Origin of the sequence: Paenibacillus sp. FSL P4-0184 (assembly GCF_038004625.1) — a bacterium.
GTDB lineage: Bacteria > Bacillota > Bacilli > Paenibacillales > Paenibacillaceae > Paenibacillus_AQ.
In genome coordinates, this window is sequence record NZ_JBBORN010000002.1 from 1,032,924 (window position 1) to 1,057,286 (window position 24,363).

Sequence of the window (24,363 nt, forward strand, 5' to 3'; positions counted from 1 at the left end):
CAGGGGGAATAGGAGTGACGTTGCAACAACTCCGCTACGCTATCGAAATTGCAAATAGTGGCTCCATGAATGAGGCGGCAAAGAAGCTCTTTGTTTCTCAACCGAGCCTGTCCAATGCCATTAAAGAGTTAGAAAGTGAGCTGGGGATTACGATTTTTGAGCGAACCAACCGTGGAATCAGTATTTCCGTTGAGGGAATGGAATTCCTGGGTTATGCCCGCCAAATTATTGAACAGACGGAGCTTATGGAGAATCGTTATACTGGGAAAAAGCGTAGTCCGATCTATTTTTCCATCTCTACGCAGCACTACGCCTTTGTGGTTGACGCCTTTGTAAATCTCATGAAGCACAATGATGTCTCAGAATACAACTTTAGCTTGAGAGAGACGCAAACCTACGAGATTATCGAAGATGTACGTACCTTGCGCAGTGATTTAGGAATTCTTTATATTAACGAGAGTAACTATAAGCATATGAATAAACTGTTTAGTGATGGCAATCTGAAATTCACACCACTTTTTAATACCGATCCGCATCTTTATGTTCGAACCGGACACCCGCTGGCTCAGAAGGACGTCATTACACAGGATGATATTGTGCCGTTCCCTTATATCACTTTTGAACAGGGGGAGAACAATTCACTGCACTTCTCAGAGGAAATGTTAAGCTTTTCACAAATTGAGAAGAATATTAAGGTGAATGACCGAGCGACACTGACCAATTTATTAATGGGTACGGATTGCTATACGGTAGGCACAGGAATTCTGGCGTCTGATCTAAATGGTGATGGACTGAAGACGATTCCTTTTGAGAGCAATGAAGTATTTACGGTTGGCTGGATAGCGCATAAAGATCGTAGACCGAGTGTAATGGCATCTAAGTATATCGAGATTTTGAATGACCTGGTTTCAGGAAGTTATTTTGATCTAAATCATTTTTTACTATAGCAGTAGGAGGATCGGTATGATTAGACCCGTAATTGGCACCCAGAGAAATGCTCCACCCTTTCGCTACGATATCGTTGGCAGCTTCTTACGAACGGATGAGATAAAAGCAGCCCGCCTCCAATATGACAATGGTGAAATCACGGGCAGTCAGCTTCATGAAATAGAGAATATTGAAATCGCCAAACTACTGGAACTGCAAAAAGAAGTGGGTTTATTGGCGGTCACAGACGGGGAATTTCGCCGTTCCTGGTGGCATCTCGATTTCTTTGTAGGGATTAAAGGAACTGAGAAGATTAACTTAAATCAAGGAAGAGCGGAAGCGGCTCAGCGCGCGGAATCTTTTCGAATCGTGGACCGGATTGCCTTTGGAGATCATCCAATGATCGACCAATTTATCGCTTTGAAACAAATGGCCGGAGACCGAATTCCGAAAATGACGATCCCTTCACCCGCTTTATTTCACTTTGTGGAGGATTTTAACGGGAATGAAGTTTACCCGGATCAAGAAACCCTATTCCAAGATATTATTGCTGTTTACCGAACTGCAATCCAAGCGTTCTATGATGCAGGCTGCCGTTACCTCCAGTTAGACGATACAACTTGGGGAACACTGTGTAGTGGCAGACATCGGGCGCATTTACGAAGCAGAGGTACAGACCCAGATCAGTTGGCTAAGGATTACGTTAGGCTGATTAACGAGAGCATTGCCAATCGTCCAGATGATATGACGATCGCGCTTCACGTATGCCGAGGTAATTTCCGCTCCACATGGTTCGCAGCTGGTGGTTATGAGCCTGTGGCCGAAGAGCTTTTTTCGAATAGTAAAGTGGATGCTTTTTTCTTGGAGTATGATAATGAGCGGGCGGGCGATTTTGAGCCCTTACGTTTTATTAAAGATCAATTTGTGGTATTGGGATTAGTAACTACGAAACATGGTGGTCTTGAGAGCAAAGAGCAGCTCAAAGCGCGTATTGAAGAAGCGGCGCAATATGTAGATATTGAGAAGCTTTGCTTAAGTACTCAATGTGGATTTGCTTCCACCGAGGAAGGAAATATCCTAACCGAAGAAGAGCAGTGGGATAAAATACGTCTCGTAATTGAAACAGCCCAAGAGGTTTGGGTATAAATAAAATAAGTTTTTAGAAGGCTCCTGTTTGATTCAGGGGCCTTTTTTATGCGTGTATTGTGACAGCTTAGAGGATTAACCTACCAGCGCACTTTACTAGAGCTATTAATCAAGGGTATAATAAGTAACAATTGTTTTTAATTCATGTTGAAAGAGAGCGGGAACAATATGGGTCGTAAGTGGAATAATATTAAGGAAAAGAAAGCCTCCAAAGACGCCAACACAAGTCGCGTCTATGCAAAGTTTGGTGTTGAGATTTATGTAGCAGCCAAGAAAGGTGAACCCGATCCAGAAGCAAACCGGGCCTTGAAGGTTGTATTAGAACGTGCAAAAACTTACAATGTACCAAAAGCCATTATTGACCGCGCAATGGATAAAGCCAAAGGCAGCGGTGATGAGAATTATGAAGAGCTTCGTTACGAAGGATTTGGACCTAACGGTTCGATGATCATCGTCGATGCACTTACGAATAACGTTAACCGTACAGCGCCTTTGATCCGTTCTACATTCAGTAAGAATGGCGGGAATATGGGTGTCAGCGGATCTGTAGCCTACATGTTTGACTCAACGGCTGTTATCGGTGTAGAAGGTAAAACTGCCGATGAAGTGATTGAGATGATGTTCGATGCAGAACTAGATGTACGTGATGTACTGGAAGAGGATGAAGCGGTTATCGTGTATGCTGAACCTGATCAGTTCCATGCCGTACAAGAAGTGTTCAGGAATGCAGGAATCACTGAATTTACGGTTGCTGAGCTGAACATGCTTCCACAGAACTATGTAACACTTCCTGAAGATGCACAAGCTCAATTCGAAAAATTGATTGATGCCTTAGAAGATTTAGAAGATGTTCAACAAGTGTATCATAACGTAGATTCTGAGGACTAAGAATAACATATAACAAGGCGATGGAGTTCGCCACAACCGTCTCTTCAGACTAATGACTCCTACCAGAGTGAGCTTAACTGGTAGGAGTCTGTTTTGTTGCCAGAGACTAATTTATATTGACTTTGGGAGTTGCTGTTATGAATCAATGGTCTGCACGATGGCATGAATTCGTGAAGAAAAGAAGTCATTTTGCACTTTGGAGTACATTTATCAAATGGATTGTTCTCGGAAGTGTGGTTGGACTCTTATCGGGAACTGCCTCGGCTTTCTTTCTGAAAAGCTTAGACTATGTAACAGATGTACGTTTAGAGCATCCATGGCTACTTTATTTGCTGCCTCTTGGGGGAGTATTTGTTAGTTTCTTATATATACGTTACGGAAAAAACAGCGCTAAAGGAAATAACCTTATTATAGAACAAATTCAGGATGGTACAGAGACCATTCCATTACGTATGGCACCCTTAGTATTGTTAGGAACACTGGTCACTCACTTGTTTGGTGGATCTGCCGGACGGGAGGGAACAGCTGTACAAATGGGAGGAAGCCTCGCGGAGTGGTTTGGGAAATTAATCAAAATCAGCCCGTTAGATCGCAAAATACTGTTAATGTGCGGGATTAGCGGAGGCTTTGGTTCTATTTTCGGAACACCGCTGGCTGGAACCTTATTTGGTCTAGAGGTAGTAACCATTGGACTTATTAGCCAACAGGCATTACTTCCATGTTTTGTGGCTAGCTTTGTTGGTGATCTGGTCACCACTCGATTGTGGGGCGTTCATCATACTCACTATGTCGTGAATGAATTTCCAGCCTTAAGTTTAATGATTATTCTAAAAGTGGTATTGGCCTCTGTAATTTTTGGTCTCGTGAGTATGCTTTTCAGTGAACTGACTCATTTTCTGAAAAAAACCTTCACCGCTATGATAAGCAATCCTATGATAAAAGGTGCAGTGGGTGGTTTGATTATCATAGCGTTAGTATTCCTTGTAGGGTCCCGTGATTACTTAGGCCTCGGAATTCCATTAATCAAGGATTCTTTTGAGGGAGATGTCTCTCCTTTCGCTTTTTTATGGAAGCTGATCTTTACCGCCTTTACCTTAGGTACAGGATTTCAGGGTGGTGAGGTTACTCCGCTATTTGCGATTGGAGCCACATTAGGCAATGCTTTGGCTGGCATTTTACATGTATATGGACCGTTTCTGGCTGCTCTCGGATTCATTGCTGTTTTCTGTGGAGCTACCAGTACGCCTATCGCTTGCTTTTTAATGGGGATTGAGTTATTTGGTTCAGAGGGTGCTGTATACATGTTCATCGCTTGTGTGGTGAGTTATTTATTCTCCGGACATAGTAGTATTTATACTTCACAGATTATTGGTGTATCGAAGAGCCAGTTCATTTCAATTCCTCAAGGGACTAGAATAAGTAATGTTAAAAAAAGAAAATAAATTTGTTGGATTTTTGAAAATATAAGCACCTGACAGAGGATGGTTAGTTCGTAATACGAGCTGACCTCCTCTTTTTTTGTTTCAAAAAACAAACCCTCCAATATAACACCAGCCTTTACTTCATTTGATATAGTGTAAACCTAATATCTGAAACGAGGTGGGGATATGGTTTTATCCGTAAAGGATCTCTCTGTACGATACGGAGATAGAATGGCTGTCCAGGATTTAAGCTTTCATTTAGGTGAAGGAGAAGTAATTGGTTTATTAGGTGCAAATGGTGCTGGGAAGTCTTCGAGTATTGCTGCAATTCTAGGCATCGAAAAAAGTGAATTCCAAGAGCTTGTATTACTTGGGAAATCACCGATCACAGAACGAAAGGAAGTGTTTCAAAAAGTTGGTGTGCAATTTCAAGATACGAATTTCCAAGATCGCCTAACCCTAGAAGAAGCTTGTATTCAATGGCGTGCTTTGTACAAAAAACCACAAGCTATCGATCCCTTACTCCATACCTTTGGATTATATGAAAAGAAAAAGCAGTTAGTGAAGTCGCTTTCTGGTGGTGAAAAGCAGCGGTTAGCTGTTTTATTGGCCCTATTGCCCAATCCTCAGCTTGTCTTTTTAGATGAATTAACAACGGGTCTTGATACTAAGGCGCGTAAAATGCTGTGGAAACAGCTTTTAACTATGAAAGAAAAAGGACTATCGATTGTACTCACCTCTCATTACATGGACGAAGTAGAAGCTCTCTGCGATCATTTAATCATTTTAAGAGAGGGGAAAACAGTCGCGTCTGGTTCTGTTCAAGAAATTATAAAGCTTAGTGGACAAGCAACGTTAGAGGATGCTTATTTATATTTTTCAGGTGAGGAGGAATGGGAATGAATTTATTTTGGACACTACTAAAAATAGAGGGTAAGCTTGTTTGGAAAGGTATGGATATACTTATATTCGGGATCATACTCCCAATCATTTTGGCGACTCTTTTTGGATATGTCATGAGTAAAGAAGTGCCAGCCAGCGGAACATCCATGTTTGAAATCTCCTACCCTGCTGTCATTTGTATAGGGGTACTTGCGACAGGCGTGATGGGTGTACCCCTTACCATTGCTGACTATCGCCACCGGGGGATTTTAAAAAGATTCCAAGTAACTCCCGTATCCCCTTTACACATATTATTTGCACAAGTCGTTATTCAGTTATCTTCAGCACTTGTTTCATTTATTGGCGTAACTGCTGTATATACTTTATTATTTGATTATGAAATGGGCGGTTCATGGGGAGTCTTTCTCCTCACTTATGCATTTGTAGTGTGTGCGATGTACAGTATTGGGATTCTTATCGGCAGTGTCGTTCCTGATCAAAAGTCTGCAAATTTATGGAGTTCAGTTGCCTACTTTACAATGCTTCTATTTTCGGGTGCGACGATTCCGTATGAGATTATGCCGCGATTTTTCCAATGGTTAATGGATATTTTACCACTTTCACATGGCATCCATTTACTAAAACAAGTTTCGATTGGAGAGCCTATTCAGCACTTATTCATTAGCATTATAATTCTTGGTTTATGTATATTGATTGGTTTAGGTGGCGCTATCAAATTTTTTAAATGGAAGTGAAGGAGGGGGACGGATGTATAGCACCAAAGAAATAGCGAGTCTTGTTAATGTACATCCGAATACCGTTCGCATTTATGAAGAGTGGAAGTATATTTCTCCAGTTCCTCGTGCTGAAAATGGATATCGAGTTTTTTCAGAGCTCCATTTATTTCAGCTCCAAATAGCAAGAACCGCTTTTCATTGTGAGATTATTCAAGGTCATAGTCGAGCAAAAGCACGTGCAATTGCAGAAGCCAGTGGTAAAAGCGATTTCAAGCTGGCTTTTAAACTTGCTCATGTTTATTTGGCCCATCTTAAACAAGAATATCAACTAGCATTAGAAGCGATTCAATTGGTTGAACAATGGCTCAGTGGCAAGGAGTCATTGTCTAATCAGACTTACACTCGGATTGAAGTCACTCAGTTATTGAATTTATCGACTGAGATCCTTCGCAACTGGGAAAGAAATGGTTTATTAACGGTTCCTAGACTACCGAATGGTTATCGTATATATACTGAAAGAGAATTAAACAGAATGAAGATTATTCGTACATTGCGAGCAGCACACTATTCATTGAATGCTATTCTTCGACTAATAAATACAGCAGAACAGTCAAAGGAACTAAGCATCAAAGAAATACTAGATACGCCTGGAGAGTTCGAAGATATTGTTACAGTAACAGATCGTTTAATCTATTCTCTAGAAGAAGCTATACAAAAAGCAAAAGAAGTTATTCAACTGTTAGAGACTAAAAACAAGTATGATTTCCCGTTCTAAGTTGACAAGTAACGGCATGCGTTTTAAACTGTTACCAAACGAAGGGATGGTTTAACATGATTCATGTAGAAACTGTAAAGTTATATACCAGAGGCTGCTCCGAACAATCGGATACAAACGATGAAACGTTGTCCGGAGCTTAATCAAAAGCGTATTGCTTTTATATCATCGAAGGATAGCGAATCCGATTTAGCGTGAAATGTCATGCTTATTTGGTTATGCTATCTTTCGATGTTAATGATTAAGAGGCTGTAGACAATTTTCGTCTACAGCCTTTTGTGTTATATTGCTCAGTTTCTACACTGACATTTATATGTTTGTGCCGTTCATTCGTGTACTGACAAGCAGAAGGCTTGCACCTAAGGGTGCAGTGTCTTCTGCTTTTTTTGCGTTCTTAATTAATTTTAGAAAAGAGGAATAGGAAATGAGTTTACTTGAGGTTTCTAATTTATCACATGCTTTTGGCGATAAGGTTCTATACAAGAATGTTTCTATGGAATTGTACAAGGGAGAGCATGTAGGAGTGGTTGGACAGAACGGAACGGGTAAGAGTACGTTGATTAGCATCTTGACGGGGGAAGTGATCCCGGATGATGGAATGATAAAGTGGCAGCCCAATATTACAATCGGTCATCTCGATCAATATGCTGTCATGGATGGAAACCGTACGGTTCATAATTATTTAAGACAGGCTTTCTCAGAATTATATGAACTAGAACGAAAAATAAATGAGCTCTATGAAGAGTGCGCTGTTACTGGCAACGAAACGTTATTACAAAAGGCAGCAGACTACCAGGAACGATTAGAAGCGTTAGACTATTATTCGATGGAGAGCAACATCAGTAAGATGGTTACCGGTCTAGGGATCAACGCGATTGGAATCGACCGTCCCATCGAGCAGTTAAGCGGGGGGCAACGGACGAAAGTCATTCTGGCCAAGCTTTTACTTGAACAACCTGATGTGCTATTACTCGATGAACCAACCAATTATCTGGATACCGAACATGTTAACTGGCTCGCTGAGTATCTGATTGCATTCAATCAAGCGTTCATTGTAGTGTCTCACAACTATGCCTTTCTCGATAAAATATCCACTAGTATTTGCGATATTGAGGGCGAAACGATTAAAAAATACCACGGGAAATACTCGGATTTTGTGAAGCAGAAGGAACATTTACGAGAGAGTCATATCCGGCAATATCATGCACAGCAGAAAAAAATCGAAACCACTGAGCAATTCATTCGAAAAAACGGTGCAGGTGTTAATTCCAAAATTGCCCGTGGTCGCCAGAAACAGCTGGATAGAATGGAACGAATCGCTGCTCCGACATTTGTCTCCAAAGCGTCTATTCGCTTTAAGGAGCTTCCGTGCATGTCACAAGTAGCCCTTAAAGTGGATCACTTAGTCGTAGGTTACGATAAGCCTTTGTTGCCTAAATTGAAGTTCTCCATTCGCGGTGGACAAAAGCTCGTGATTACGGGGTTCAACGGAATCGGGAAATCAACTTTACTAAAGACGTTGGTTGGAGAGATCCAAGGGATTACCGGTAGGTTTCAGTTCGCAGAACAAGTTAAAGTGGGTTATTTCGAGCAAGATTTAACTTGGGAAGACGATACAATGACACCTATTCAGGTGATTTCAGCTTATGATCCCAAACTGACTGTAAAGGAAATACGTCGCTATCTAGCGCAGTGTGTTGTTAAAGATAATCTTGTAACACAGTCATTACGAACACTCAGCGGCGGGGAGCAATCTAAAGTTAAGCTGTGCTTATTACTGCTTTCAGAATATAACTTTCTAATTATGGATGAGCCGACCAATCACTTAGATGCTGAAACGAAAGATGCTTTACAGAAAGCTCTAATCCAATTTGGTGGAACTGTGATTCTTGTTTCTCATGAAGAACAATTTTATAAGGGATGGGTTGATCGTGTGCTCAACATAGGAGATGAGACCAGAAATAAAGGAGTTAAGTACTAATGCAAACCATGAATGATCATTGGAAAAGAAAAACAACCCTATTTCTAACGGCTCAAACCATATCTTTATTTGGATCTTCGCTTGTTCAATATGCGATTATTTGGTATATCACTCTAACAACTACCTCAGGGGTGATGATGACGATATCAACCGTCTGTGGATTTCTCCCGCAGATGGCCATCTCGCTGTTTGCTGGGGTATGGATCGACCGCTATAGTCGTAAAAAAATGATCATGCTAGCAGATGGTATGATTGCGATCGCTACACTTCTTCTCGCTGTGATGTTTTTGATGGGTTATAACAATATTTGGTTGCTATATTTAATTTTGCTGATCCGAGCAGCAGGTACGGGCATACAGGTTCCTGCTGTGAACGCACTTATACCTCAAATTGTTCCAAAAGATCAGCTTATGAAGGTAAACGGAGTAAACAGCAGTATTTCATCCTTGATGATGTTTCTGGCTCCAGCTGCAGGTGGCGTGATCCTGTCGATTAGTACCATTGAAACTGCCTTTTTTATCGATGTGATGACTGCAATTATTGGGATCGGTATGATGTGTATAATCGTTATTCCAGCTCACGCTAAAGTGGAGGACGGTCAGAAATCGAATGTACAAGACATTAAGGAAGGATTTAAGTATCTAAAGGATCATGCTTTTATCAAGCAATTACTAATCTATTTATTTATCGTAATGATACTGATTAGTCCAGCCGCCTTCTTAACCCCTCTAATGGTGAGTCGATCCTTTGGTCCAGAAGTATGGAGATTGACCGCAAGTGAGATGACTTTCAGTGCTGGGGCATTAGTTGGAGGGGTTCTAATCGCATCATGGGGCGGCTTTAAGTCTCGTATGCATACCAACATTTTAGCATGTGCTTTCTACGGTTTGCTGATGGTTGGACTTGGCGTCGCTCCTATGTTTGCAATGTACCTATTGTTTAACTTGTTGATAGGTATAACGATGCCTTGCTTTAACGCTCCTTTGACAGTATTGTTGCAGCAGAATGTGGATCCGGATATGCAAGGTAGGGTATTTAGTCTTGTTCAAGTAACGAATTCATGTGCTTTGCCACTCGGGATGGTGCTGTTTGGTCCGCTAGCTGATAGTATCCAAGTGGAGACTATTCTTTTACTCGCTGGTATTGCAGTGATTATGTGCGCCTTGTATGCAGTGATTAAACTTCTTGCCTTAGCAAAGGACTACGATTAACATGAAGTTATTCCAAAAAAATACAATCATAGTCCAGAGGATCTTAGTTCGGTAAATTGTGGAGGGGGTTAGGTATGTATATCCATACATCTTCTTTAACACAGTTCCAAGGATTAGAGCCAATTGACTCATCACTCGAGCTATTCCTTAATCAGCATTTAGATCGTTATGATAAGTTGGAGCCTCACATCCATGCTTTTGTATCGGAAGAGAAAAGAACAGATAGAATCATGAGTGAAGTAGCGCTGCTAAGACAAACCTATCATGAGCTCCCAAAACCATCATTATACGGAGTTCCAGTAGGAGTTAAAGATCTAATTCATATAGACGGCTTGCCCACTCGTGCCGGTTCAAAACTTCCTCCACAGGAATTAACACGTTCAGAAGGTAGTTTTATTAAAAAGCTGCGGCAAAAAGGAGTATGGTTCACAGGCAAAACGGTGACCGAAGAGTTCGCATATGCCGGGCATCTCCCAACTCGTAATCCTCATCATTTGGATCATACACCAGGCGGCTCTAGTGCAGGGTCTGCTGCGGCAGTTGCAACTGGCATGTGCCCATTTGCGATAGGTACACAAAGTTTGCGTTCTGTTATGGCACCTGCTTCTTTCTGTGGTGTTGTTGGATTTAAGCCAAGCTATGGACGTATCCCTTTGGATGGTGTTCAGTTGATGTCCCCTTCATTTGATACGATGGGATTTTTCACACAGGATATGGTTAGCATGGAGCGGATCTCTTCAGAACTCATCTCGGAATGGAGGCCTTTCGAATCTAACCGTAAACCAGTGCTTGGTATTCCAGAAGGGGTATTCATGACTTTATTGGAAGAGAACGCTAAACATACTTTTTGGAGCCAGATTAAGAAGTTGGAAGAGGCGGGCTTCATCATAAAAACGGTTAAGATGCCATGGGAAGATAGTTTCATCTATGGGGATGCAATGTTGAGATTAGTACAAGGGGAAATGGCTCAAGTGCATGCCGTACGATTTGAAAAATATAAAGATTACTATGGTTCGGCGATGCGTGCTGGTATTGAATCAGGTCAAACCATCAGAGAGGAAGAACTGGAGCGATATCGTAGAGGTCAAATTAAGTTGAGATATGATCTACTGGATGTCCAAAGGACAAAAGGAATTGATATTTGGGTCTCACCCTCGCAGGCGGGAACTGCTCCATTGTGGGGAACACGGACAGGATGGGCTGGAATGACGGCCATTTGGTCATACGCAGGAGCGCCAACTGTGAGCATTCCTTCAGCCACTATTCATAACATGCCTTTAGGATTTCAATGTATTGGGGCTTACGGTCAGGATGAAGAGCTTATATATTGGAGTAGACTTGTATCACTAGCACTGGGGTGAGCCTATTTGGCTGCAGATGGGGCATGTTCGAGGTTAGCAACAGAGTGGGTCTTCAATACAATTGAAGATCTACTTTTTTTTGTATAAAGTGAGAGTTTTTCTGTTAGGGATCGTCTATAGAGTATCGTGCATCAAGGAGGCTTAAGGGTGAAGGGACATGTACCGAAAGTTGAAAAAGAGGAAGAAAGGCAATGGATCCTAAACGTTCTGGATGGTCATAAGGAAGACTATTCGTATCTTGTGAATCGATATAAGAATAAAATCTATGGTCTTTTGAGAGGAATGGGGGCTGATCACCAAGACGCGCAAGATATCACTCAGGAGACTTTTATAAAAGCTTATCGTAAGCTGGCCTCACATGATTTAGATAAAAACTTTGCGGCTTGGCTGTATACGATTGCGACTAATTTATTGAAGGATTTGTGGAAAAAAACTAGCCCTACAGCGAGCTTGCCAGACGATCTTCCAGAACTTTCTCTTTCAGATAATCCAGAAGAAGAATTCATTCGATCGGAGCATCGCACAGAGCTGTACCAGTTAATGCAGAAGCTACCGCCTAATTATCGGACGGCTTTGTTGCTTCGTTACACCAATGATTTAAGCTATGAAGAAATGTGTACGCTCTTAGAGGTCCCTTTAAGTAAGATCCAAAATGACCTTTATCGTGCAAAGCAGCGATTGAAGCAAATCATGACACCCCAGGAGGTGAAGAGCGATGAAGTGCTTAAGTCCATTTGAGATAGAGCAATATATCCTAAGTACACCGACCTCCCAGCCTTTGGAAAAGGTTGATCATATCGCTGCTTGTGCCCATTGCAATTTAATCTATCATGCACTATTAGAAGAACAAGAGGAGTGGTCGCAAGCATTGTTTGAAGAGAAGCTTCCAGATTCTTTTACTGCTCAAGTTATGGCTTCAATAGAATTCGTAGAACTAGAGAAAGTAACGGTACCTGACAGGAAGCGAAAGAATCCGAAGATACTTAAGTCACTAAGAATAGCCATGGGAGCGGCTTTGTTACTTGTTGTTCTGAGTGCCGTGATTTTATATTCTGTGCCCACATTGGCAGAGACTTTACGTTCTCTTTTTGTAAAAGATAATGTGGACATTGGCCTTCTGCGTGCACAAGAATTTGGGTTAGTAGAACATCCTAATATTAAGGTGAAGGATAAGGGCTACACTATCAAAATAGATGAAGCGGTGGCAGATCCTACACGGGTAATTATTGCTTTACAGTTGTTCGGACCGGATGGAAAGCATGATAAAAAGCGGTTGGTCCTTAATGAAGGGAATAGTATTGCGATAAAGGATGATCAAGGGAAGATCGTAGGGAAATTATCCGATATAGGATTTACCAGTGACTTTTACTATTTGATCGTTAATTTCTCGGAGCCACTGCAAACCGATCAAATTACAGTCGAAGGTCATATTACTGAGTTGGGAAGCAAGGACAGAAATATTCCTGCACTTCATGGCGACTGGAACTTTAGTTTTTCGATGGATATGACAAAAGCGAATGAACAAACAACCTCAACTCCCCTAACGGGTAGCTACACTTCTCCGGATGGTTTAACAGTCACCTTGAAAAAATTAACTCATATGGTACAAGGTGTCCGTTTTGAATTTGATACGGAGTTGAGTGATGAGGCGCTAAACCGTTCTCCAGGTGAATTATGGAAGCAGCAAGGGGTGAAGTTCCATTTTGAGGATAGCGCGGGTGAAGAGATTCACAGTGTTAATGCGAGAAAATTGCCGAGTAAGGATAGTGTAATGTCACGATCTTCGACACCCGGTGATAAACCTGGACTTATGCATTGGAGCTATACGTTTAAATATTTGCCTCAGGATACGCTGTATACTTTTGTGCTCGATGGGTATTTCATTCTAGAAAAGGATGGTTCGATGGTACAGTTTGAGCCATCCAAGTTGAAGGAGCATCCGATCCCCTTTGCATTTGATGGAGATGAGCTGATGTTAAATGATTTTACTGTGGAATCACCGCATGATACCAATGGATCAACGAAGGAAGGTTCATTACATTTTAGCGGAAGATTGAGAAATGAATTTATGAACAGTGAGTGGATATTTAAGGATCTTGAGGGTAAAGAGTATCCTCTCTCAGGACGAGGAGCTTATTCTACTGATGGTTCCGGATGGAAAGATGGTTATATCGTAATCGTTGAATCGCAGTCAAATAACAAAAAGAATTTTTTTGAGTTCCGTGCAACTGGCCTTACTACGATCCCTGATCAGCTTCAATTAATACGCACGATAGTCAACCGATTGTATACCAATGTAGATTGGTCCGTTCCTATCATGGAAGCTAGCAAAAAGCAGTAAAATCAATCATTTACCTTCCGGAATGTACAAGCAGATAGGAGCTCTGTCGCATCTCATATACTATCACAATCGAAAAGAGGTGGTAGTTTATGACTGCTGCAGAGAAGAGAAGAATTCAAAGAGCTTTGAATGCTTTGCGTAAGCAAAGAGTGGTTCTGAAGGAAAGCCTTAAAAGAATTGAAGCATTGCTTTGCAGATTGCCTATTGGCAGCCGTGAAAGATTTGAATTGTTAGCAGTAAGAGATTCAATCATTGAAGCGCTCCGACTCAATGCTATTGCTATACGAAATTTAAAAGACGTTACTTGTGCTTGTTAATTCGTTGAACTTCTGAACCTTCTGATCCTTGTATCAACGATCAAAGTAAAGCTTTTTCCTGTCACATTAGGAGGATACTGTTTTTCTTTCTTATTGATCTGACGGGTAACGATAGCTCAATAAACACGATAAGGCAGCCGGTCAGTCAATGTGATCGGCTGCCTTTATTCAGCAAACGGGCAGGATAGTTGAAGTTCAAACGCGGGAAAACGTATCATAAATAGAGTGTAACCCCTAAGATGACTCTTAGTTTTTTTATATGACTTAATACAACAATATTTACAAATTCATGATACGATATTGCTAAATCAGGAAATAGATGCTCCATATGTAAGATAGAATTAATTATTGATGGAACTGTTGAAGATTATTAATAACAAAATGATTGATGATTAACCAAGGACGTTTACTGAAACTATTATGATTCTGTAGAATGGGGGCCACTATATGTCATTAGTTAATGAAAAAGAAGAGTGTTTACTTATCGAGACATTAAAATCACATATACCAAATGTAGAGGGATTACTGAATCCAGCAGTTGAGGAATCAGAAATAAACCTTTTTGAGAGCATGATGAACTGCAAATTTCCAGAAGATTTTAGAAAGTTATACATGAATTCTAATGGAGAAGGAGAGCAGATTTTTGGCGTTATGGCTGGTCTTGGTTGGATGAACATTGAATCGATAGTAAGCAACTGGAAGTCCCTTTTGGAATCAGCATACGATATTATATCCAGCAAACCAGATTTAATAAAAGATGGGAACTACAGAGAAGGCTGGATTCCTTTTGCCGAAGATGGTGGAGGCTCATATTTGGCAATTGATTTAGACCCCGGAGAAAAGGGCGTTTATGGGCAAATTATAACGATAGATCACAATTCTAGTTTTTCATATGTTATTGCGGAAAGTTTGGGACATTTCTTTGAATTTATCGATTCGAGCCTCAGAAATAGTAGTATTGGTATTCGTGAAGAAGATGATGTAATCATATTATCCCGTGAAAGTGGAAGTTTGTTGGATGATATTTTGGCTTTGACTAAAATGGATATCGAAGAGAACAGCCTTATCCCTGTAAGCGGATTCTGGGAAGAGTATTTTAAAGACGATGTTGAAAGTGGTTTTGTATCTTCAAAAACATTGAAAAAAAAGAGAATGGTATTTATTAGAGCTGATCAAGCTCAAAAATACGGAGCAATATCTTTGGATATTTTAACCCATATGGTTAATCTTAAAGAACTTATTATACATGCGGATGAAATTACTAATTTCGATGTACTTAAACGGTTGCCTTCTTTAGCAGAACTTGTGATAGGATCAGAAGCCTTTAAAGAGTCTGATTTGGAGTACTTAGTTTCTTTAGATGGGCTAAGGCAGCTAACATTAATAGGACTTTCATTAAAAGATATACATAAACTGAAAGATATAAAGAAATTAAAGAGTTTGAGATTATGTAGAATGAACTCAATTGATAGGGGATTAATAGGAACTATAAAAAATTTGAAGGAACTAAGTTTAGAAGAAATGAAGGTTGGCGACCTGCTTTATATTTCAAACCTTAGTAAGTTAATAAAACTAGAGCTCAAACAAGTGACTATACCACATTTATCATTCTTAAAAGGTTTAAAGAATCTAACGTTTTTTGAGACGGATAGCTGTGCAATAGATGAATCACATATAGAGGTTATAGGAGAATTGAAGAAATTAAAGCAATTCACTTATCCGGTTGGAGATTTAACAGTACTCAAAAATTGTATGAGTCTAAAGCAGATTGGAGTAGATGCATCAAGACTTAAAGGGTTGGAGGAAATTTCAGGCTGTAATATAGTCGATATAACTATATTTCATGCAACATCGAAAGAGAACGCAAAGTCCGTAGTCGCGGAGTTTAACAAATACTTTAAACTTCAGTCATATGGATGGCAGGTAACATGGAAAGATTAATGAAACTTGCCTACACTGAGCTTTATCATAATAGGGCGAAATTTTTATAAAAGAAAGGAGACTAGCCATATTGGTTAGTCTCCTTTCTTTTTGCTGTTAGACCAACTTGACAGAGGTCTATATTTCGATTGGTCGAAAAGCCATGAAATATGGATAACGATCGCCGGAAGCGTTCGCAAGGGTGTTCAAGAATCTCCATGGGATCATGCCGATATCTGCGCGCGATAAAGGCGTTTCCTTACGCCGCTTCATAATAATCTGTTGAGATGCTCTGCAAGTTGGCCAAATAAATAACCATTGTGTAACCCACCCACTGTCAAACTGAGGCGATGATGACTGAGTAGAGCGCTAGACGCGGATCTCCGAGAAAATTGATGCGTTCAAAGCCAAGAGCAACTACAAGTTGATTAATTAAACCGAAGTCGGAAGGTGAGTACATAAAATTCCAAAGAAAACCGATAACCAATACGCTGAACAACGCAGCCCGCAGCAGATTTTTTGTTTTTAATTTTTTTTTGAGAAATACCGATAATGGAATGGCAACAACCTTTAGCTTATAGGATGTACAAGAGACAAATCGCCTTACCCCTTGTAATTTATACGACCTATTTAGATTTCTCCAGCAGCTCAACTGCTTTCTTGTCTACCGCTTCTAGAACTTGACGAGGCGTTTTAGTACCTGCTATGATTTCTTGAATACCTTTTCCTAGATCTGAGAAAGCAGGGCCAGCAACGCCCCAATTATTAACAAGGTACATGACATTGCCGCCTTGAAAGCTTCTTGAAGTAACCCCTTTCAAAAAAAAGAGGAACCTCCTTTATTATCGACCCGTTGAATTACAAGCGATAGCGGATACATGAAGGATGTAATCTCAAATCTCATACATTAAAAGAGACAGTTTTGAGGAGTATTCGTATGGAACATAAATTAACCTTAATTAATGTTTTTGCCGGCATAAATTCAGAGGAAGCAGTCTTTGAAGAGCTTCCTGCAGAATGTATAAGCGATAAAATATTCAAATTATGTGCATCTCCTGGGCTGGCTCTAGGGCTTGCGAAAGGAGATACAATAAAACTCCATCCCAATGGAGAGTTTGAATTAATAAAACATGGTGGGAATTTCTGCATTCAAATTTACAAAGAGGAGCTTGTTAAAGAAAAGATAGAGACAGCTGAATCTATAGTCAAACGAGAGCTTTCCGGTTCTTTAGATGGATTTCATAATGGCTCACTTGCCTTCACCGCGCCCATCAGGAATGGATTTTATGCCACCAATAAGGTTTTCAATGTAATTAGAGATTTATTAGAATCGGAGTACTATTATTCTAATATTTACGAATATCCATATAACTTTGACGATGAAGAGTTAGTTAGCTGGGCTAGAGATCTGGATTAATCGCTTCAAAATATCAGTTCTCCGGCATCATACACTATCTCTGGGCCACATTTTTCAATATGATCTCTAATCCTGAGTCAAAAAAATAACGCGTAATCATAATATACCCAAAAGCTCAAGAGTTGCAGGAGGCAGATATGGTAGATGAAAGGCATCTTGTTTATTTCAAAGAACTCCTGGAAGGAAATGCTGAAATTTCTTTTAAGGCATACCTTTCAAATAATGAAGATTCTTTGCGCAGGCAATTTTCTTCGGCGAGATTTGCAAGACTGAAGTTCAAGTCAATTGATGAAATAATAAAGATTCTTGACGAAGAGAATGTATCCTACAGCATTAATGATCATGCCGTAAGAAACGAAAAATATTTAGCAACCTTTCATCTGGATGCCTTGAATGAACAAGGTAGGCTTAAGGAAGGATTCAAAGACACCCTATTCAAAGGAACTGTTCACAACTTTAAAGCCAAGGGGGAAGAAGCAGTCTTAACCCTCTATAAATACATCGAATACCCTGAAAAAATCAATAACAAAAAAAATATAGAAAAACTCCAAGACATCGAATGTTTCGCCGAATTGGAATTATCCTTAGGGGATGAAAGTCTTGGCTTATTTTTACTAAAGGCTCTAGCCTCTATTGAGCGCCAGCTTTCCGAAGTAGATGATATTGTCCTTAAAGCTCAAGAAGCAGTCATGAAGCACCATTCATCAAAAAGAGATTAATAACTTCTTAATTGGAGAGATTTGCCCTTTCAATTACTGAAATGGCAGGCCGCGAACGATGAAGGAGGACAATGATACCAGCCCAAATTCTAAACCAAAAAACCAATATTGAAAAAAGGTGATGGATGTGCAAATCAATAAAGAGTCATGCCGAGGGATCATTCTGGAATTTGACATTAGGAGAACAATTATTCTCAATTTATATATTAAAGAATGGTCTATGCCAGAATATAGAGTCATAATGACAAAACCGGAGATTGGCGTATATATTGAGTTATATTATTTTCCATCAATCGACGTTAATATTCCTGCAAGATTCGCAACAGTCGGCCTATCTAATTCCATTCGGAAAACTGGAAAACCTATTGAGAATGAATGGATGATAGCTTTAAAACCCGATTTGGGACAAGAAAACATTGATCGCATATTCTCATATTTCTGTGACATAGTTGCCCATAATATTGAACATATACAATCTTCGGAAGTACCACGAGTAATGACTGAGAGCGCACTCGCACCAGAAAATTGGACTACAAAAGCCCTCTTGATTGATGAACTAAGAGGTGAAAGTGAGGATTTAGAACAAATAAAAATAGGTGAAGAAATAATTAATGTCTTGTGGGTAGTACCAATTACCCCCAAAGAATCGCGTATAATTTTACAAGAAGGCATAGATGCTTTTGATGCTTACATAGATAATCATCACTATTCCATAATTGATCCCACTCGTCCTGATTAATAAGAGCAGTTCAATATCATTTGCACTAAACCAACCATACCCCTACAGGTGGGACCTTGGCTCGCGAACCACGTTGTGGAAATTCAAACCATGTCTACGGTGGTGCCAGAAAGTCCAAGTGACACTGTGAAGCGCTTGCTCGGCTAGGGCATTATTTTCCTTGAAGAGGGGTAATGGTTCTAGAGTATGACAGCGGAATTCTTAGATGAGAGTACAGGATTACTGATGTACAAGGTAGAAGACAACTGAAAGTATAACAAAAGAGTGAATTCCTTCCAAAAGCGCCGCAAGGCGTTTTTCATTGTGCAGTTTGTCTTTGAAATCCGTTATGATACTATAAGCTTAATGTGCCGAAAACGTATAAAAGAGAGGGATACATATATGACCAACAAACTATACTACAATTCTACATACCTTACTGATTGGGAGACCTGTATTACTGAAACCATAGAACGAGAAGATGGACTCTATGTTATTTTGGAGAAGACCTCTTTTTATCCGCATGGCGGTGGGCAACCTTGTGATTTAGGGACTATTGGGGATATCCCGGTACTTGATGTAATCAGTGAGGAAGATCTTGTCCTGCATAAGCTGGAACGTCTGCCTGATGATTTATCCGTCACTTGTCAAATCGATTGGAAGAGAAGATTTGATCATATGCAGCAGCATAGTGGACAACACTTGCTCTCAGCCATCTGTCTCGATTTGTACCAGTTTATGACTCTAAGCTTTCATTTGGGTGAGGATTATTGCACCATTGATATAGAAGTGCCAGAACTGTCGCCTAAACAACTTCATTCCATAGAGTGGGAGGTTAATCGGCAGATTTACCAGAACCATAGTATCCTGAGCTATTTTGTAACAGGGGAAGAGGCGTCACAGCTTAAATTGGTCAAACAACCTAAAGTGACGGAGAACATCCGGATTGTAGAAATTAAAGATGTTGAATATAACGCTTGCGGTGGTACGCATGTATCTTCAACAGGTGAGATTGGTATAATTAAGCTTCTGAAAGCGGAGAAACAAAAAGGCAATACGCGGATCTATTTTAAATGTGGATACCGTGCTTTGGAGGAGTTTAATAGCAGTCTGCAAATTGTTGGAGTTCTATCTTCCAAGTTCAATACGGGAAAAGATGAAATTATCGATCGCATTGAAAAATGGGAGAATGAACAAAAGCAGCTGCAAGCTGAAATTACCCTACTTAAAGAGAAGAATGTTGATTATGTCGTACAGGAGCTTTTAGCACAGCAAGAAGGAAAGCTGATCTCAGAAGTGTTCGAGGATAAATCGCTGAAAGATTTACAAAGTTTAGCTAACAAGCTTACCGCGAAATGCGATGTTCCAGTTTTATTGGCTAGTTCTGCTGAGAATAAGGTTGTATTTGCACAGAATGGCAGCGCGGAGATCTCCTGTGGAGCTTTTTTCAAAGAGCATCTTAGTGCCTACAATGGAAAAGGCGGAGGCAGTGATAAACTAGCGCAAGCAGGATTCCAGACATGGGGAGATGCCTTGGCGTTTTATGAGTTTGCTAGAAGTTAAGATTACTTTATAAAATACAAAAGACCTGACTGTGGTAGTCTACCATGGATCAGGTCTTTTTTATAAGTAAAACAGAAACAAGAAACTTTTTCCAAATCCTGTCGTCTAATTACATATGACTATAGAGTCAAGGGAGACGAAAAGAAATGAATAAATGGAAGGTAACGCTAGGAATCTTGACTGTTTTGATTTTAAGCACGGGGTATGGATCGGTATCAGCCCAAGTAGAAAACCAAATTCAATTCAACTATAAAGAAATCGGAATCAGCAGCAAACAGGTGATCACGGAGAATACAACTTTTGTGCCCCTGAAATCACTCGCAGATGCGATGGGGTATACATTATCATGGGATCAACCGTCCAAAACGGCCAAACTGGTTCGTCCTGAGCGTGAGGTTATCTTCACGGCTGGTACTGTAAAGTCAAAAGTGAATGAGGCAGTGGTGACCTTAACAAAGTTCCCACGTATTATAAAAGGCTCGGTGTACGTGCCATTGGTCTCAGCGGTCAGTGCGCTTGGAGGTAAAGCGGGGCTTAATAAAACGGATGGGGTTATCCAAATTATAGATGAAGCTAGATTGGTTTCTGCTTCTGTAGATGGAAGATCCTATTGGATATCTCAAAAAAACGGCGATTTGTATTACCGTGCAACGGAAACTGGGAAACCAGTAATTATTGGTCGACTACCGTTCAAGGAATCAGCCTACAACTACGCTTTTGAGATTAAAAAAATGAGCAATGGTACGGACTTACTCCAGTTAACGGACAATCATTATGCCATGTTCACCGATTTCAATAGCAGTTATCAAGTATTGGTCAAAGCGGGCACTATTCTCAAGCAAATGGACTATCATTACAATAACTCGGCTTATATCCATGCACCACAAGTGCCTTCCACTCAGGTGTATATGACCGATGGGAAGAACGTTCAATATATTACTAAGGATGGCGGTTTGGGCAAGTTATTTGAGATGGAAAAGTTAACAGGAGCAACAGGAGATTTCATAGTGGAGTATGCTGCGGAAGACGTTGTGCTCGTTCGTTTATTAGATACGACACACTTATATTTAGTTTATAGCAACACCGGTGAAATCATTAATCTCTATGAAAAACTAATTACTAGTGAGGATCGTAAGGAATGGGATAGAGTAAATGATGGCAGAGATCCATATGTATTGACCAGAATGTTAGTGTTGAAGAGTCGCAAAGGGAATGTAATGACATTCACCTATACTCCAATCCTTGAGGAAAAAGCAAAAACAGTGACATTTACACTTCAATCCAAATAATTGCACTCACTTGTATGTAACTAGCAAAAAGAGCGATGTTTAAAATCGCTCTTTTTTTGCATTTTGGATTATTTCATCATCATCGTACTTCCACCTTTAATCTGAACAGGTTGATCATTTACGGATACCCAAACATCAATAGCCGAGTTGTTACGGATGACCGTTTTGTCAGCACTCATCTTCAGTGAATATAGCGCAGCAACATAATCATAAATCTCTATATTGGTAGCGTACCAAATATCCGAATGTCCACCTGCTTGTTGGCAAAAGGACTCGATAAGCTCCCAATTGTCCTGCTGTGCAAATTCATAACTATGACCCCAAACATAACAGAGTCTCAGTTTCTGGGATGGCCCTTCCGTTGTAAATCGCTCCCATACGTGATGCAGATCTTCTATATGATGACATGTTGGATGCCACTCCATGAAATTCAAAGGCATATCAAACTGTTTGGTAGAATGGACAGTTCGGCTATATTCAATCCCAACAGACTGTAGAGGAGCAATGAGTTCCTGAGAGTATGTACCGTATGGATAGGACATGCCTCGTACCGGATAATCCACTAGTTTCTCCAGTCGCTTACGGTCTTCGAACAGCTCATCGATTACCATAGGTAAAGGTAGACGCTCTAGATGTGGATGGGTAACGGAATGGGCAGATACCTCATGGTTTCTGAGCGAATGTTTAACATCAGCAGATGATAAGAATCCGGGTGCGTTTATCATTGCGCTATTTAAATGGAAAGTACCTTTAATCCCATATTGATCAAAAATCTCCGCCAAGCGACTATCGTGTTTCTGTCCGTCATCATAGCTCATGGTGAGCGCCTTGGGCAATCCGCCCGGGAATAAGTTAAATTGAAGTTTCATGAATGTACACTCCTGTTCATTTGGTCATTTCGAAAATTACCTCTTCCAATTATAAACATTAAACGTTATAATCGGTTTCCACGTCTAAACAATAAAAGTGTTTACAGAATGGAATACACTTATAAGGAGAGATGCTGTCTGCCTGACTTTCTCTATGTTGTAAAACTATTATATGTGAAAGACAGAAGAAACTCACTTTTATATTTTATCACTAACTTACTGAGTGCCCCAATCCTTTTTGCAGAATTATTCACAACGAAATATGTGGTTGACCTCATTCAGAACTTCAATCCTAACACCTACCAACATATCTTGTTATTAGTAAGTTTGCTTATGGTAATGTTATATCTCGCGGGCCTTAATAGTTCTCTTCGAGCCATTGCTATCACCAATTTAACATCCACCAGTATATATGAACTGGAACATACCATTTTGGAAAAGACTTCTAAATTATCTACGGCACTTTTGGAGGACCCCGCTACAAAAACTAAAAGAGAAAAAGCAAAACGACTTTCCTTGATTGATCTGTTAGACCAATGGACAGCTGTGACAGTTCACCTAATAACATTAGTTGTGTTAATGGTTGTCTTATCTGTTTATGGCTTCTATATTCTGGTTTTGATTATTTTAGGGGTGCAGATTCTACAGCTTTATCTTATGAAGCGAATGTCACAGAAAGTAGAGTCCATTTCAGCGAATCAAACCTCCTCTGTGCGAATGATCAACTATTTAGTCGATTTGTTGATGAACAGAAATTCCATTCCGGAAGTAAGAATGTACAGAATGTCCTCCTATTTGTTTTCCTCAATGAAAGAGAGCTTTACGAATAACTTCAAACAAATGCACCGTAAGGTTATTTATTCTGAAACCCTCAACTTCTCCCAAAGCTTAATCATGATCTTATTAAATGGGACTACGATTGCCATTCTAGCGATTACGATCGGAAGTAGCGGACAGAGTGCAGGGCTTTTTGTGTTATTACTTCAGATATCCAGTCAATTATTCATCGTTATTCCTGCATTAACAAGAGTTTACGCTGACTTAGCGAAGAGTCGTTTACGGTACGAGGATTATACGTCTTATTTAGATTTGGAAGAGCAGGTGCTTAGAGATCAGGAGGTGAATTCCAATAGGAACACCGATCCGATGAAGGTCCAAGTTCATCAGCTGTTTTTTAGATATCCGACCAACGCTAAGAACACCCTGAGTAATATAAACATGACTATTCATCCAGGTGAACGAATTGCTTTTGTAGGTGAGAATGGTTCGGGTAAATCTACGCTTGTTAAGTTGATCTTAGGGTTGTATCCTGCAACAGCTGGAAGCATCCAGTGGTTTAAAGGTGAGAATGAAGTCTTAGCGCATAACGTGACACAGGATACAAGAGTTGTTTTTCAGGATTTCATTAAGTTACAAAGACCAATTAGAGAAAACATTGCATTAGGTAATATGGCTACTATTCATGACGATTCAAGGTTATTAGCCGTGATGAAAAAAGCAGAAGCTGATAATTATGGTGTTGCGTTGGATACCTTAGTAGGTCCTCAGTTTGGAGGGATAGATTTGTCTGGGGGACAGTGGCAAAGACTTGCGATTGCACGAGCCTATCTCAATGACGGCGCTCTTATGATTTTTGATGAGCCGACTGCTGCCCTAGATCCTTATGCGGAACAACAGGCGTTTGATACTTTTATGAAATTAGGAGAACAGCAGACTTCCATTATAGTGACTCATCGGCTGTATATGTCCAAATTCGTCGATAGAATTTTTCTATTTGAGCATGGAGAAATCGTTGAAAGTGGAACGCATGAAGAATTAATGAGGGTGGATGGTAAATACAAAAAGATGTTTAATCGCCAGTCCTCTTTATATGTATGAGAA

22 protein-coding genes, 2 pseudogenes and 1 riboswitch are annotated in these 24,363 nt (G+C 40.2%); of the genes and pseudogenes, 22 read left to right on the forward strand and 2 right to left on the reverse strand.

Features of this window, described 5'->3' with window-relative positions; genetic code table 11:
• Positions 1-14 precede the first annotated feature (14 nt).
• The 15 genes and pseudogenes from MKY52_RS26595 to MKY52_RS26665 all read left to right on the forward strand — a co-directional run.
• A complete protein-coding gene (locus MKY52_RS26595; protein WP_341054645.1) occupies positions 15-947 on the forward strand; it encodes a LysR family transcriptional regulator in 933 nt (310 codons plus the stop codon).
• Between the two features lie 16 nt (positions 948-963).
• Positions 964-2,073, forward strand: a complete 1,110-nt coding sequence (locus tag MKY52_RS26600; RefSeq protein WP_341054647.1) for a 5-methyltetrahydropteroyltriglutamate--homocysteine S-methyltransferase — start codon at positions 964-966, stop codon at positions 2,071-2,073.
• A 168-nt stretch (positions 2,074-2,241) separates the two neighbouring features.
• Positions 2,242-2,961, forward strand: coding sequence for a YebC/PmpR family DNA-binding transcriptional regulator (locus tag MKY52_RS26605; RefSeq protein WP_042187963.1), 720 nt, complete (start codon positions 2,242-2,244; stop codon positions 2,959-2,961).
• 7 nt (positions 2,962-2,968) lie between these two features.
• A riboswitch (Fluoride riboswitch) is annotated at positions 2,969-3,030 on the forward strand.
• A 68-nt stretch (positions 3,031-3,098) separates the two neighbouring features.
• Positions 3,099-4,403: a voltage-gated chloride channel family protein gene (locus MKY52_RS26610; protein ID WP_341054649.1), complete on the forward strand. Its 1,305-nt coding sequence runs from the start codon at positions 3,099-3,101 to the stop codon at positions 4,401-4,403.
• Positions 4,404-4,613: 210 nt separating this feature from the next.
• Complete coding sequence (locus tag MKY52_RS26615; protein WP_341054651.1) at positions 4,614-5,285, forward strand: ABC transporter ATP-binding protein; 672 nt, start codon at positions 4,614-4,616, stop codon at positions 5,283-5,285.
• Positions 5,282-6,019 carry an ABC transporter permease gene (locus MKY52_RS26620; RefSeq protein WP_341054652.1) on the forward strand — a complete coding sequence of 246 codons (738 nt, stop codon included), beginning with the start codon at positions 5,282-5,284 and terminating at the stop codon, positions 6,017-6,019. The genes MKY52_RS26615 and MKY52_RS26620 overlap by 4 nt, the downstream gene beginning before the upstream one ends.
• 13 nt (positions 6,020-6,032) lie before the next feature.
• Complete coding sequence (locus MKY52_RS26625) at positions 6,033-6,776, forward strand: MerR family transcriptional regulator (protein WP_341054654.1); 744 nt, start codon at positions 6,033-6,035, stop codon at positions 6,774-6,776.
• A 424-nt stretch (positions 6,777-7,200) separates the two neighbouring features.
• Positions 7,201-8,757 carry an ABC-F family ATP-binding cassette domain-containing protein gene (locus MKY52_RS26630; RefSeq protein WP_341054656.1) on the forward strand — a complete coding sequence of 519 codons (1,557 nt, stop codon included), beginning with the start codon at positions 7,201-7,203 and terminating at the stop codon, positions 8,755-8,757.
• 8 nt (positions 8,758-8,765) lie between these two features.
• Positions 8,766-9,968 (forward strand): MFS transporter, encoded by a 1,203-nt coding sequence (locus MKY52_RS26635; RefSeq protein ID WP_445671047.1) that lies wholly within the window; start codon positions 8,766-8,768, stop codon positions 9,966-9,968.
• Positions 9,969-10,042: 74 nt separating this feature from the next.
• Positions 10,043-11,329 carry an amidase gene (locus MKY52_RS26640; RefSeq protein ID WP_341054659.1) on the forward strand — a complete coding sequence of 429 codons (1,287 nt, stop codon included), beginning with the start codon at positions 10,043-10,045 and terminating at the stop codon, positions 11,327-11,329.
• A gap of 147 nt (positions 11,330-11,476) precedes the next feature.
• Positions 11,477-12,067, forward strand: a complete 591-nt coding sequence (locus tag MKY52_RS26645; protein WP_341054662.1) for an RNA polymerase sigma factor — start codon at positions 11,477-11,479, stop codon at positions 12,065-12,067.
• A complete protein-coding gene (locus MKY52_RS26650; protein WP_341054665.1) occupies positions 12,045-13,670 on the forward strand; it encodes a DUF4179 domain-containing protein in 1,626 nt (541 codons plus the stop codon). Before MKY52_RS26645 ends, MKY52_RS26650 begins: the two co-directional genes overlap by 23 nt.
• Positions 13,671-13,759: 89 nt before the next feature.
• Complete coding sequence (locus tag MKY52_RS26655) at positions 13,760-13,987, forward strand: hypothetical protein (RefSeq protein ID WP_076285799.1); 228 nt, start codon at positions 13,760-13,762, stop codon at positions 13,985-13,987.
• A 447-nt stretch (positions 13,988-14,434) separates the two neighbouring features.
• Entirely contained in the window at positions 14,435-15,928 is a 1,494-nt protein-coding gene (locus tag MKY52_RS26660; RefSeq protein WP_341054666.1) for an SMI1/KNR4 family protein, read from the forward strand.
• Positions 15,929-16,067: 139 nt separating this feature from the next.
• Positions 16,068-16,178 (forward strand): annotated as a pseudogene (locus MKY52_RS26665) (AraC family transcriptional regulator); the annotation flags it as partial.
• A gap of 355 nt (positions 16,179-16,533) precedes the next feature.
• On the opposite strand, the gene MKY52_RS26670 reads toward MKY52_RS26665, so the two are convergent.
• Positions 16,534-16,686 carry a hypothetical protein gene (locus MKY52_RS26670; RefSeq protein WP_341054668.1) on the reverse strand — a complete coding sequence of 51 codons (153 nt, stop codon included), beginning with the start codon at positions 16,684-16,686 and terminating at the stop codon, positions 16,534-16,536.
• 158 nt (positions 16,687-16,844) lie between these two features.
• On the opposite strand from MKY52_RS26670, the gene MKY52_RS26675 reads away from it, so the two are divergent.
• The 6 genes and pseudogenes from MKY52_RS26675 to MKY52_RS26700 all read left to right on the forward strand — a co-directional run bounded on the left by MKY52_RS26675 (position 16,845) and on the right by MKY52_RS26700 (position 21,613).
• Positions 16,845-17,324, forward strand: coding sequence for a DUF4265 domain-containing protein (locus MKY52_RS26675; protein WP_341054671.1), 480 nt, complete (start codon positions 16,845-16,847; stop codon positions 17,322-17,324).
• A 137-nt stretch (positions 17,325-17,461) separates the two neighbouring features.
• Positions 17,462-18,043, forward strand: a complete 582-nt coding sequence (locus tag MKY52_RS26680) for a hypothetical protein (RefSeq protein ID WP_341054673.1) — start codon at positions 17,462-17,464, stop codon at positions 18,041-18,043.
• Positions 18,044-18,170: 127 nt separating this feature from the next.
• Positions 18,171-18,782: a suppressor of fused domain protein gene (locus tag MKY52_RS26685; RefSeq protein ID WP_341054675.1), complete on the forward strand. Its 612-nt coding sequence runs from the start codon at positions 18,171-18,173 to the stop codon at positions 18,780-18,782.
• A 54-nt stretch (positions 18,783-18,836) separates the two neighbouring features.
• Positions 18,837-18,929, forward strand: a pseudogene (locus MKY52_RS26690) (SDR family NAD(P)-dependent oxidoreductase); the annotation flags it as partial.
• Between the two features lie 234 nt (positions 18,930-19,163).
• The gene (locus MKY52_RS26695; protein ID WP_341054677.1) at positions 19,164-20,324 is read left to right on the forward strand and encodes an alanyl-tRNA editing protein; all 1,161 of its coding nucleotides are present in this window, start codon (positions 19,164-19,166) and stop codon (positions 20,322-20,324) included.
• A gap of 146 nt (positions 20,325-20,470) precedes the next feature.
• Positions 20,471-21,613 (forward strand): stalk domain-containing protein, encoded by a 1,143-nt coding sequence (locus tag MKY52_RS26700; RefSeq protein ID WP_341054679.1) that lies wholly within the window; start codon positions 20,471-20,473, stop codon positions 21,611-21,613.
• A gap of 68 nt (positions 21,614-21,681) precedes the next feature.
• Here MKY52_RS26700 and MKY52_RS26705 read toward each other — a convergent pair whose 3' ends face one another.
• A complete protein-coding gene (locus tag MKY52_RS26705) occupies positions 21,682-22,482 on the reverse strand; it encodes a polysaccharide deacetylase family protein (RefSeq protein WP_341054680.1) in 801 nt (266 codons plus the stop codon).
• 432 nt (positions 22,483-22,914) lie between these two features.
• Between MKY52_RS26705 and MKY52_RS26710 the strand changes: the two genes are divergently transcribed.
• Positions 22,915-24,360, forward strand: coding sequence for an ABC transporter ATP-binding protein (locus MKY52_RS26710; RefSeq protein ID WP_341054683.1), 1,446 nt, complete (start codon positions 22,915-22,917; stop codon positions 24,358-24,360).
• Positions 24,361-24,363: the final 3 nt, after the last annotated feature.

What these genes read in the sequence shown, in the direction of transcription:
- MKY52_RS26600 (WP_341054647.1), top strand. Translation starts at nt 964, where the DNA reads ATGATTAGACCCGTAATTGGCACCCAGAGAAATGCTCCACCCTTTCGC.
- MKY52_RS26605 (WP_042187963.1), top strand. Translation starts at nt 2,242, where the DNA reads ATGGGTCGTAAGTGGAATAATATTAAGGAAAAGAAAGCCTCCAAAGAC.
- MKY52_RS26610 (WP_341054649.1), top strand. Translation starts at nt 3,099, where the DNA reads ATGAATCAATGGTCTGCACGATGGCATGAATTCGTGAAGAAAAGAAGT.
- MKY52_RS26615 (WP_341054651.1), top strand. Translation starts at nt 4,614, where the DNA reads ATGGCTGTCCAGGATTTAAGCTTTCATTTAGGTGAAGGAGAAGTAATT.
- MKY52_RS26620 (WP_341054652.1), top strand. Translation starts at nt 5,282, where the DNA reads ATGAATTTATTTTGGACACTACTAAAAATAGAGGGTAAGCTTGTTTGG.
- MKY52_RS26625 (WP_341054654.1), top strand. Translation starts at nt 6,033, where the DNA reads ATGTATAGCACCAAAGAAATAGCGAGTCTTGTTAATGTACATCCGAAT.
- MKY52_RS26630 (WP_341054656.1), top strand. Translation starts at nt 7,201, where the DNA reads ATGAGTTTACTTGAGGTTTCTAATTTATCACATGCTTTTGGCGATAAG.
- MKY52_RS26635 (WP_445671047.1), top strand. Translation starts at nt 8,766, where the DNA reads ATGAATGATCATTGGAAAAGAAAAACAACCCTATTTCTAACGGCTCAA.
- MKY52_RS26640 (WP_341054659.1), top strand. Translation starts at nt 10,043, where the DNA reads ATGTATATCCATACATCTTCTTTAACACAGTTCCAAGGATTAGAGCCA.
- MKY52_RS26650 (WP_341054665.1), top strand. Translation starts at nt 12,045, where the DNA reads ATGAAGTGCTTAAGTCCATTTGAGATAGAGCAATATATCCTAAGTACA.
- MKY52_RS26655 (WP_076285799.1), top strand. Translation starts at nt 13,760, where the DNA reads ATGACTGCTGCAGAGAAGAGAAGAATTCAAAGAGCTTTGAATGCTTTG.
- MKY52_RS26660 (WP_341054666.1), top strand. Translation starts at nt 14,435, where the DNA reads ATGTCATTAGTTAATGAAAAAGAAGAGTGTTTACTTATCGAGACATTA.
- MKY52_RS26670 (WP_341054668.1), bottom strand. Translation starts at nt 16,686, where the DNA reads ATGTACCTTGTTAATAATTGGGGCGTTGCTGGCCCTGCTTTCTCAGAT.
- MKY52_RS26675 (WP_341054671.1), top strand. Translation starts at nt 16,845, where the DNA reads ATGGAACATAAATTAACCTTAATTAATGTTTTTGCCGGCATAAATTCA.
- MKY52_RS26680 (WP_341054673.1), top strand. Translation starts at nt 17,462, where the DNA reads ATGGTAGATGAAAGGCATCTTGTTTATTTCAAAGAACTCCTGGAAGGA.
- MKY52_RS26695 (WP_341054677.1), top strand. Translation starts at nt 19,164, where the DNA reads ATGACCAACAAACTATACTACAATTCTACATACCTTACTGATTGGGAG.
- MKY52_RS26700 (WP_341054679.1), top strand. Translation starts at nt 20,471, where the DNA reads ATGAATAAATGGAAGGTAACGCTAGGAATCTTGACTGTTTTGATTTTA.
- MKY52_RS26705 (WP_341054680.1), bottom strand. Translation starts at nt 22,482, where the DNA reads ATGAAACTTCAATTTAACTTATTCCCGGGCGGATTGCCCAAGGCGCTC.